Here is a 9,779-nt window from a genome sequence, read left to right as displayed (position 1 = left end):
TTTGACAGAAGCCCCGGGAATGCGGCGTTCCGCGCCCGAGACTGTGGATAAGTGCGGCCGACCGCGCCTTTTTCACCGCGCCGGACCGGCGGATTCGGCGACTCTCTTATGGCAACGCATCGATTCCGGCTTTGGATGGGGCCGGTAAGCCATTGAAACTATGGTCGGGAACCGATGACCCCACTTTGGAGGCGATCGGCGCACGAAAAAAGTTCGAGGCGGTTTCCTTGCTTCTCAGGGCTTTGCGCGGCTGTCTCGAAAAATGTCACGATTTTGTCTTTCATCGCGCTTGACACTCCAGAGGGAACCCCGTAGTTAGCCGCTCATCGAAACGGCGCTGCCGCTTCGGAACGGCGGACCGCCTAGCGGTTCACCAAGAAATGCGCGGGTGTAGCTCAGTCGGTTAGAGTGCCGGCCTGTCACGCCGGAGGTCGCGGGTTCGAGCCCCGTCACTCGCGCCATTTTTATATACCTCCAATAGCCTGAGTTGTATCTTGGAGACGGCGGTTTGCGCTGCGAGATCGATCGGATCTCGCTCCCATGGAGCCGTCGCATTGTTGCTTCTGAAAGTCCAGTTCCAATGCCTCTTCGATGTCATAAAACGTTACCGGAGGGCGCAAAATTACGTGACTTTTTAAAAGCGTCTTTCAAACGATTTTTGTCGATGTTTCTTAAGTATTTAGCTATACTTCGGATGATCGATGCACCAGCTGTTTGACGCGACGGTGTCTAATCCGTGGCGGGATTGGCGCGAAAAGGTGCTTAAACCCTTGCAGAGATGGCGCGGCTGCGCTAACCACTGCGGCGTTGCAACACAATTCGGCCCTGCGGAACGTCGGTTCCAAATGGGTGTCCGACACTCGGTCGGGCAAGGAAGAGACAATGACTGAACTCCTCAGTTCCTATATTCCAATCGCAATCTTTATCGGTATCGCACTCGTCATCGGCCTGGCGCTGTTGATCGCGCCTTTCGCGGTTGCTTACAAGAATCCCGATCCTGAGAAGCTTTCCGCATTCGAGTGCGGTTTCAACGCGTTCGACGATGCGCGCATGAAGTTCGACATTCGATTCTATCTCGTTTCGATCCTTTTCATCATCTTCGACCTTGAAGTCGCATTCCTCTTCCCTTGGGCTGTGTCCTTCGGTGAACTCGGCTGGTTCGGCTTTTGGTCCATGATGGTGTTTCTGGCCGTTCTGACCATCGGCTTCATCTATGAATGGAAGAAGGGAGCGCTGGAATGGGCGTAGTTCAAAACGACTCGACGCTTATCGCGCAAAAGCCCAAGGGCATTATCGATCCAGCCACCGGCAAACCGGTTGGTAGCGACGACGCCTATTTCAGCGAAATCAATGACGAGCTGGCCGACAAGGGCTTTCTCGTCACCTCGACCGACGAGCTCATCACCTGGGCGCGCACCGGCTCGCTGATGTGGATGCAGTTCGGTCTTGCCTGCTGCGCCGTCGAAGGTCTCATGCAGGCGTCCGGTCCGCGTTACGACATGGAGCGCTTCGGCGTTGCCCCGCGCGCTTCACCGCGGCAGTCGGACGTGATGATCGTTGCCGGCACGCTCACCAACAAGATGGCGCCAGCACTTCGCAAGGTCTATGACCAGATGCCGGAGCCGCGTTACGTCATCTCCATGGGCTCCTGTGCCAATGGCGGCGGGTATTATCACTATTCCTACGCCGTCGTTCGCGGTTGCGACCGTGTCGTGCCAGTCGACATTTATGTGCCAGGCTGTCCCCCCACGGCCGAAGCGTTGCTTTACGGCGTGCTTCTGCTGCAGAAGAAAATCCGCCGCACAGGCACGATCGAGCGTTAAGGGCAGAGGACTGAAGAATGAGCGAAGCTCTTAATGATTTCGCGGCCTATGTGCAGGAAGCGCGCGGCTCTCTTATTGAGTCGCATGCCATCGCTTACGGCGAGTTGACGCTGAACACGACACCGGAAAGCATCATCGCGCTTCTGACCTTCCTGCGCGACGACGTGCAGTGCAGTTTTGTCAACATCATCGACATTTGCGGCGTTGACTGGCCGCAGCGCGAAAAGCGCTTCGATGTTGTCTATCACCTGCTGTCTCCTCGCCAGAACCTGCGTGTTCGCATCAAGCTTCAAGCGGCGGAAGACGAGGCCGTTCCGTCTGCGACGTCTGTATTCTATGGCGCCGAGTGGTTCGAGCGCGAAGCCTGGGACATGTATGGCATTCCATTCGAAGGCCATTCCGATCTTCGTCGTATCCTCACAGATTACGGCTTCGAAGGTCATCCGTTGCGCAAGGATTTTCCGCTCACCGGTTTTGTGGAAGTGCGCTACGATGACGTCCAGAAACGGGTTCTTTACGAGCCCGTGGAGTTGAAGCAGGAATTCCGCAGCTTCGACTTCCTCTCGCCTTGGGAAGGGACGGATTACGTTCTTCCGGGCGATGAAAAGGCCAAGCAATGAGCGAAGCGATTTCCACAGAGCAGGGACAATGTCTTTGCGGCGCCGTTCGCGTTGAAGCGACGATCGGCGCCCGGGAAATGGGGGCGTGCCATTGCTCCATGTGCCGTCGCTGGTCCGGCGGTGTTTTCCTCGCTGTTGAATGCCAGTCCGTATCGGTTGAGAACGCAGCCGCGCTCGGCGTGTATTCGTCCTCCGAATGGGGTGAGCGCTGCTTCTGCAAGACGTGCGGCAGCACGGTGATGTGGCGCTCCAAGGATGGCGCGCATTTTGCCGTTTCTGCTCAGCTCTTCAACGACCCGTCCAGCTTCACGCTGGCATCGCAGATTTTCATTGACGAAAAGCCGACAAGCTATTCGTTCGCCGAGGCCACCAAAACCATGACCGGCCCCGAATTCATCGCCATGATCACGTCGGCGGAGCAACACTGATGACTGAACATAACGTTCGCAATTTTACGATCAACTTCGGTCCGGAACATCCATCCGCGCACGGTGTGCTGCGTCTGGTTCTGGAACTCGATGGCGAAATCGTCGAGCGCGTCGATCCGCATATTGGCTTGCTTCATCGCGGCACGGAAAAGCTGATCGAAGCCAAGACCTATCTTCAGGCTGTCCCATACTTCGACCGTCTCGACTATGTCGCGCCGATGAACCAGGAACACGCCTTTGCGCTTGCTGTCGAACGGCTGCTCGGGCTTGAAATCCCGATGCGCGGCCAGTTGATCCGCGTTCTCTACTCGGAAATCGGCCGCATCCTGTCGCACATCATGAACGTCACGACGCAGGCCATGGACGTAGGCGCCATGACGCCGCCGGTCTGGGGCTTCGAAGAGCGCGAAAAGCTGATGGTGTTTTATGAGCGCGCCTGCGGCGCACGCATGCACGCCGCCTATTTCCGTCCCGGCGGTGTCCACCAGGACATTCCACCGGAACTGGTCGATGATATCGGCAAGTGGTGCGATCCGTTCATCACCGTTCTCGACAATATCGAAGGCCTTCTGACCGACAACCGCATCTACAAGCAGCGTAACGTCGATATCGGCGTTGTGTCGCTGGAAGATGCGTTTGCCTGGGGCTTTACAGGCGTGATGGTTCGCGGTTCGGGCGCTGCCTGGGATCTGCGCCGCGCGCAGCCGTACGAATGCTATTCCGATCTCGAATTTGATATTCCGGTCGGCAAGCATGGCGACTGCTACGACCGATATCTGATCCGCATGCAGGAAATGCGCGAATCGGTGAAGATCATGAAGCAGTGCGTCGAGCTTCTGTCGGGCAAGCATCGCATCGGTGCGGTCTCGGCGCTGGATGGCAAGGTTGTTCCACCGAAGCGCGGTGAGATGAAGCGCTCGATGGAAGCGCTGATCCACCACTTCAAGCTCTACACCGAGGGCTACCACGTACCGGCTGGCGAAGTGTATGCGGCCGTCGAAGCGCCCAAGGGCGAGTTCGGCGTCTATGTTGTGGCAGATGGCACCAACAAGCCCTACCGCTGCAAGATCCGCGCTCCGGGCTATGCCCACCTGCAGGCGATGGACTTCCTCTGCAAGGGTCATCAGCTCGCTGACGTGACCGCTGTTCTTGGCTCTCTCGACATCGTGTTCGGGGAGGTCGACCGCTGATGCGTCTGCCGCTGGCCATATCGGCTTTGCTTGCCGCCACGACACCGCTCTTCGCCCAGACGGCGACGAGCGACGTGTCGTCGGGTGGAAGCGGCGGCAGTTCGACGATCAAGCAGCTGCTGGATTTGGGGTACGAGATTAAGTCTTCGCTCCCAAACGGCAGCAAATTCATTGTGTTTATGCAAAAAGACAAAGCGGCTTACGCTTGCGAGTTCGTCACGGTGGCGAGATCGCGGTGTGAATCGTTAAATTGATGAGGCGTGAGGAAGTATGTCCGTTCGTCGACTAGCCGAAGATCAGTTCCAGCCCGCAAGCTTCGCATTCAATGCGGACAATACGGTGTGGGCGGAAAAGACGATCAAGAAATATCCGGAAGGACGACAGCAGTCCGCGGTCATCCCGCTGCTGATGCGCGCCCAGGAGCAAGACGGCTGGGTCACCCGCGCCGCCATCGAGAAGATCGCCGAGATGCTGGATATGGCCTATATCCGCGTTCTCGAAGTTGCGACTTTCTATACGCAGTTCCAGATCAAGCCAGTGGGCACCAAGGCTCACATCCAGGTCTGCGGCACGACGCCATGCATGCTGCGTGGCTCTGAAGCGCTGATGGATGTCTGCCGCCACAAGATCCATCACGATCCGCTGCATACCAACGAAAGCGGCACGCTCTCTTGGGAAGAGGTTGAATGTCAGGGCGCCTGTGTGAATGCGCCTATGGTCATCATTTTCAAGGATGCTTACGAGGATCTGACGCCTGAGCGCCTGGAAGAGATCATCGATGCTTTCGAAGCAGACAAGGGTGATACGATCACGCCCGGTCCTCAGATCGATCGTCATCTGTCTGCACCTGTCGGTCCGCTGACGACGTTGACGGAAGAAACAAAGCCGGATCGCTCCAATCTCGACAAGAAAGAAGAGCCTGCAGCAGATGCTGCGCAGACGCCGCCTTCCAACGCTGCAAAGCCGAAGACGGATACACCGGAAACCGATCCGAAGCTGAAGACGCCGGCGACGGAGCCGAAGGCTGCAGCAGAAAATGCCAAGGCTGCCGATACCAACAGCGATGCCAAGAAGTCGCAGTGAGAGGTTGAACCATGCTGAAAGATCAAGATCGTATCTTTACCAATCTCTACGGCCTCAAGGACAAGTCGCTCAAGGGCAACATGGCACGTGGCCACTGGGACGGCACCAAGCAGATCATCGAAAAGGGCCGTGACTGGATCATCAACGAGATGAAGGCGTCCGGTCTTCGTGGTCGTGGTGGTGCAGGCTTCCCAACCGGCCTGAAGTGGTCCTTCATGCCGAAGGAAAGCGATGGCCGCCCGCATTACCTCGTCGTCAATGCCGATGAGTCCGAGCCCGGTACCTGCAAGGACCGCGAAATTCTGCGCCACGATCCGCATACGCTGATCGAAGGCTGCGTGATTGCTGGTTTCGCCATGGGTGCTCATACCGCTTACATTTATGTGCGCGGCGAATATATGCGTGAGCGCGAAGCGCTTCAGGCTGCAATCGATGAGTGCTATGACGCTGGTCTGCTCGGCGCTAACAACAAGAATGGCTGGGACTTCGACATCTACGTTCACCATGGCGCGGGTGCCTATATCTGCGGCGAGGAAACGGCTCTGCTCGAAAGCCTGGAAGGCAAGAAGGGCCAGCCGCGCCTGAAGCCGCCATTCCCGGCCAATATGGGTCTCTATGGCTGCCCGACCACGGTCAACAACGTGGAATCGATTGCGGTTGCACCGACGATCCTGCGTCGTGGCGCGTCCTGGTTCTCTTCGATCGGCCGCCCGAACAACGTCGGCACCAAGCTGTTCATGGTCTCTGGTCATGTTGAGCGTCCGTGCACCTTCGAAGATGCGCTGGGTCTGTCCTTCAAGGAACTGATCGAGCGTCACTGTGGTGGCATTCGCGGCGGTTGGGACAATCTTCTCGGCGTCATTCCTGGCGGCGCATCCTGCCCCATCGTTCGCGGTGAGGACATGAAGGACGCCATCATGGACTTCGACGGCATGCGCGAAGTGAAGTCGTCCTTCGGTACCGGCGGCATGATCGTCATGGACAAGTCCACCGACGTCATCAAGGCGATTGCCCGTATCGCGGCTTTCTTCAAGCATGAGAGCTGTGGCCAATGCACGCCTTGCCGCGAGGGCACCGGCTGGATGTGGCGCGTTCTCGAGCGTATGGTTAAGGGCAACGCGCAGAAGCGCGAAATCGACATGCTGTTCGAAGTGACCAAGCAGATCGAAGGCCACACCATCTGCGCGCTTGGCGATGCTGCCGCGTGGCCGGTTCAGGCGCTGATCCGCAATTTCCGTCCGGAAATCGAAAAGCGCATCGACCAATACACTTACAGGGCCATGGATGACGGCGCTGTAATGGAAGCTGCCGAATAACGCTTAACGCGCGTGACAAGGCATGGGACCGGGTTTCACCGATCCCGCAAATCATTTAAGCATCCGGTCGAATCTCACCGATACGGCAGGATGCGATCGGGATTTGTCGTGGACCGCTTGTTTGGCGGGACGGACAGGCAACAGGACGTAAGTAGAACCATGGCAAAGCTCAAGGTTGACGGTAAAGAGATCGAGGTTCCGGATCATTTCACGCTGCTTCAGGCGTGCGAGGAGGCTGGCGCCGAAGTTCCGCGCTTTTGTTTTCATGAGCGTTTGTCGGTAGCCGGTAACTGCCGCATGTGTCTGATCGAGGTGAAGGGCGGACCGCCCAAGCCTGCGGCTTCCTGCGCCATGGGTGTGCGCGATATTCGCGGTGGCCCGAACGGCGAGTTGCCGGAAGTGTTTACCAACACGCCGATGGTCAAGAAGGCCCGCGAAGGTGTGATGGAGTTCCTGCTCATCAACCACCCGCTGGATTGCCCGATCTGCGACCAGGGCGGCGAATGCGACCTGCAGGACCAGGCCATGGCCTTCGGCATTGCCGGTTCGCGCTATTCTGAGAACAAGCGTGCGGTTGAAGACAAATATATCGGCCCGCTCGTCAAGACGGTGATGAACCGCTGCATCCACTGCACGCGCTGCGTCCGTTTCACCACGGAAGTTGCCGGCATTTCCGAACTCGGCCTGATCGGTCGTGGCGAGGATGCAGAAATCACAACCTATCTCGAGCAGGCAATGACCTCCGAGCTGCAGGGCAACGTGGTTGATCTCTGCCCAGTTGGGGCTCTGACCTCCAAGCCTTTCGCCTTCACCGCCCGTCCGTGGGAGCTCGGCAAGACCGAAACCATCGACGTGATGGATGCTCTGGGCTCCGCAATTCGCGTTGACACGCGTGGCCGTGAAGTCATGCGCATTATGCCGCGCGTCAACGAAGCCATCAATGAAGAGTGGATTTCTGACAAGAGCCGCTTCATCTGGGACGGCCTGAAGACACAGCGTCTCGATCGTCCTTACGTCCGTAAAGATGGCCGTTTGCAGGCTGCCACCTGGGGTGAAGCCTTCGGTGCGATCAAGGCTGCCGTTTCGGCCACCACCGGTGAAAAGATCGGCGCCATTGCTGGCGATCTTGCATCCGTCGAAGAAATGTTCGCGCTAAAGTCGCTTCTCGCATCGCTCGGCTCGACGAATATCGATTGCCGCCAGGATGGTACAGCGCTTCATCCGTCGCACGGACGTGCCAGCTACATCTTCAATACGACGATCCAGGGCATCGAAAAGGCAGATGCGCTGCTGATCATCGGCTCAAACCCCCGCTTCGAAGCGGCTGTTCTCAACGCTCGCATCCGCAAGCGCTGGCGCCGTGGCGGCTTCCCGATCGGCGTGATCGGTGAAGCAGGCGAGCTGCGTTACGAGTACGAGTACCTGGGTGCCGGCACCGATACGCTGACCGATCTGGTTAATGGCTCAGGAAGCTTCGTTGAGAAGTTGAAGGCTGCCAAGAACCCGATGATCATCGTTGGTCAAGGCGCTCTGACACGCGAAGACGGTGCAGCAATTCTGGCTGATGCTGCAAAGCTCGCCGGAAATATCGGTGCAGTTTCCGAAGGCTGGAACGGCTTCTCGGTTCTGCATACTGCAGCCTCGCGCGTCGGCGGTCTCGATCTCGGCTTCGTGCCTGCGGATACCTCCGCAAACGCCGCTTCCATCGTTGCGTCTTCCGACGTGCTCTTCCTGCTCGGTGCGGATGAACTCGATCTTTCGGCCAAGGCCGCAAAGCTCACCGTCTACATCGGTTCGCATGGTGACAGTGGCGCGATGAATGCCGACGTCATCCTGCCGGGTGCTGCCTATACCGAAAAATCAGGTATTTGGGTCAACACAGAAGGCCGCGTTCAGCTCGGTAACCGCGCAGGCTTTGCTCCTGGCGAAGCGCGTGAAGACTGGGCGATCCTGCGTGCCCTTTCCGATGTTCTCGGCAAGAAGCTGCCATTCGACAGCCTGTCCGGCCTGCGTGCGCAGCTTTACATCGCGCACCCGCACTTTGCGGATACCGATGAGATTGCTGCGGGCAATGTTCACGACCTGACGGCGTTGTCCGGCAAGACCGGCACTCTTAACAAGGCGGCCTTCGTGACGCCGGTTAAGGATTTCTATTTGACGAACCCGATTGCGAGAGCGTCCGCCGTAATGGCCGAATGTTCCGCATTGGCCCGCAACAACTTCAAGGCTGCGGCAGAGTAAGGGTAGGGGATTATGGACTCGTTTTTCTGGAGCTATGTCTGGCCAGCGCTGATTATTGTGGGCCAGTCTCTGCTGCTTCTCGTTATACTTCTGGTCGCGATCGCGTTCCTGCTTCTGGCTGACCGCAAGATCTGGGCTGCCGTGCAGCTGCGCCGCGGCCCGAACGTCGTGGGCCCTTTCGGTCTCTTCCAGTCCTTCGCCGACCTTTTGAAGTTCATCCTCAAGGAGCCGGTTATTCCATCCGGCGCCAACAAGGCCGTCTTCCTGCTGGCCCCCCTTGTCGCTGTGACGCTGGCACTTGCCACCTACGCTGTCATCCCCTTCAACCAGGGCTGGGTTGTCGCCAACATCAATGTCGGCATTCTTTATATCTTCGCGATTTCGTCGCTTGAAGTGTATGGCATCATCATGGGTGGCTGGGCGTCCAACTCCAAATATCCGTTCCTCGGCGCGCTTCGTTCCGCGGCGCAGATGGTATCCTACGAAGTCTCGATTGGTCTCGTGATCGTCACTGTTCTGCTCTGCGTCGGTTCGCTGAACCTGACGGATATCGTCAATGCTCAGCATTCCGGTATCGGCACGTCGCTCGGTTTGCCGGCGTCTTTCCTGGACTGGCACTGGCTGCCACTCTTCCCGATGTTCATCGTCTTCTTCATTTCGTCGTTGGCCGAAACCAATCGTCCACCGTTCGATCTGCCGGAAGCGGAATCGGAACTTGTAGCCGGTCACATGGTGGAGTATGGCTCCACCCCGTACATGATGTTCATGCTGGGCGAATACGCCGCCATCGTTCTGATGTGCTGCCTGACCACCATTCTCTTCCTTGGCGGCTGGCTGCCGATCGTTGATGTTTGGTTCGTGAACTGGGTTCCGGGCATTGTCTGGTTCGCACTGAAGGGCGTCATGGTGTTCTTCATGTTCGGTCTGGTGAAGGCATTCGTCCCGCGTTACCGCTATGACCAGTTGATGCGTCTTGGCTGGAAGGTCTTCCTTCCGCTGTCGCTCGCCATGGTCGTGATTGTTGCATTCGTACTCAAGCTGACGGCAGGGGCATAATGATGTCCGAACTCCTCGCTTG

General features: G+C 57.8%; 9 protein-coding genes, 1 tRNA gene and 1 pseudogene. All 11 read left to right on the top strand.

The window, feature by feature from the left end:
- Positions 1–384: 384 nt before the first annotated feature.
- The 11 genes and pseudogenes from QZ862_RS14430 (at position 385) to nuoH (ending at position 9,757) form a co-directional block, all read left to right on the top strand.
- Positions 385–461: transfer RNA gene (locus QZ862_RS14430), tRNA-Asp, on the top strand.
- Between the two features lie 421 nt (positions 462–882).
- Positions 883–1,248 (top strand): NADH-quinone oxidoreductase subunit A, encoded by a 366-nt coding sequence (locus QZ862_RS14425; protein WP_027672972.1) that lies wholly within the window; start codon positions 883–885, stop codon positions 1,246–1,248.
- Positions 1,239–1,823: an NADH-quinone oxidoreductase subunit B gene (locus QZ862_RS14420; protein ID WP_296020971.1), complete on the top strand. Its 585-nt coding sequence runs from the start codon at positions 1,239–1,241 to the stop codon at positions 1,821–1,823. The genes QZ862_RS14425 and QZ862_RS14420 overlap by 10 nt, the downstream gene beginning before the upstream one ends.
- Before the next feature lie 17 nt (positions 1,824–1,840).
- Positions 1,841–2,443 (top strand): NADH-quinone oxidoreductase subunit C, encoded by a 603-nt coding sequence (locus tag QZ862_RS14415; protein WP_296020970.1) that lies wholly within the window; start codon positions 1,841–1,843, stop codon positions 2,441–2,443.
- Entirely contained in the window at positions 2,440–2,871 is a 432-nt protein-coding gene (locus QZ862_RS14410) for a GFA family protein (protein WP_296038177.1), read from the top strand. The genes QZ862_RS14415 and QZ862_RS14410 overlap by 4 nt, the downstream gene beginning before the upstream one ends.
- Positions 2,871–4,061 carry an NADH-quinone oxidoreductase subunit D gene (locus QZ862_RS14405; RefSeq protein WP_296020967.1) on the top strand — a complete coding sequence of 397 codons (1,191 nt, stop codon included), beginning with the start codon at positions 2,871–2,873 and terminating at the stop codon, positions 4,059–4,061. Before QZ862_RS14410 ends, QZ862_RS14405 begins: the two co-directional genes overlap by 1 nt.
- On the top strand, positions 4,061–4,315 hold the full coding sequence (locus QZ862_RS14400) for a hypothetical protein (protein ID WP_296020966.1): 255 nt from the start codon (positions 4,061–4,063) through the stop codon (positions 4,313–4,315). The genes QZ862_RS14405 and QZ862_RS14400 overlap by 1 nt, the downstream gene beginning before the upstream one ends.
- Before the next feature lie 16 nt (positions 4,316–4,331).
- A pseudogene (gene nuoE / locus QZ862_RS14395) lies at positions 4,332–5,114 on the top strand (NADH-quinone oxidoreductase subunit NuoE); the annotation flags it as partial.
- A 41-nt stretch (positions 5,115–5,155) separates the two neighbouring features.
- Positions 5,156–6,460 carry an NADH-quinone oxidoreductase subunit NuoF gene (gene nuoF / locus QZ862_RS14390; RefSeq protein ID WP_296020964.1) on the top strand — a complete coding sequence of 435 codons (1,305 nt, stop codon included), beginning with the start codon at positions 5,156–5,158 and terminating at the stop codon, positions 6,458–6,460.
- 159 nt (positions 6,461–6,619) lie between these two features.
- On the top strand, positions 6,620–8,701 hold the full coding sequence (gene nuoG, locus QZ862_RS14385; protein WP_296100670.1) for an NADH-quinone oxidoreductase subunit NuoG: 2,082 nt from the start codon (positions 6,620–6,622) through the stop codon (positions 8,699–8,701).
- A gap of 12 nt (positions 8,702–8,713) precedes the next feature.
- Entirely contained in the window at positions 8,714–9,757 is a 1,044-nt protein-coding gene (gene nuoH / locus QZ862_RS14380; RefSeq protein WP_296100669.1) for an NADH-quinone oxidoreductase subunit NuoH, read from the top strand.
- The last annotated feature ends 22 nt before the right edge of the window (positions 9,758–9,779 follow it).

It is taken from the genome of uncultured Agrobacterium sp. (genome assembly GCA_913777615.1).
Lineage (GTDB): Bacteria > Pseudomonadota > Alphaproteobacteria > Rhizobiales > Rhizobiaceae > Agrobacterium.
The sequence above is the reverse complement of the archived record's forward strand: the minus strand, read 5'-3'. Positions and strand labels throughout refer to the sequence as shown.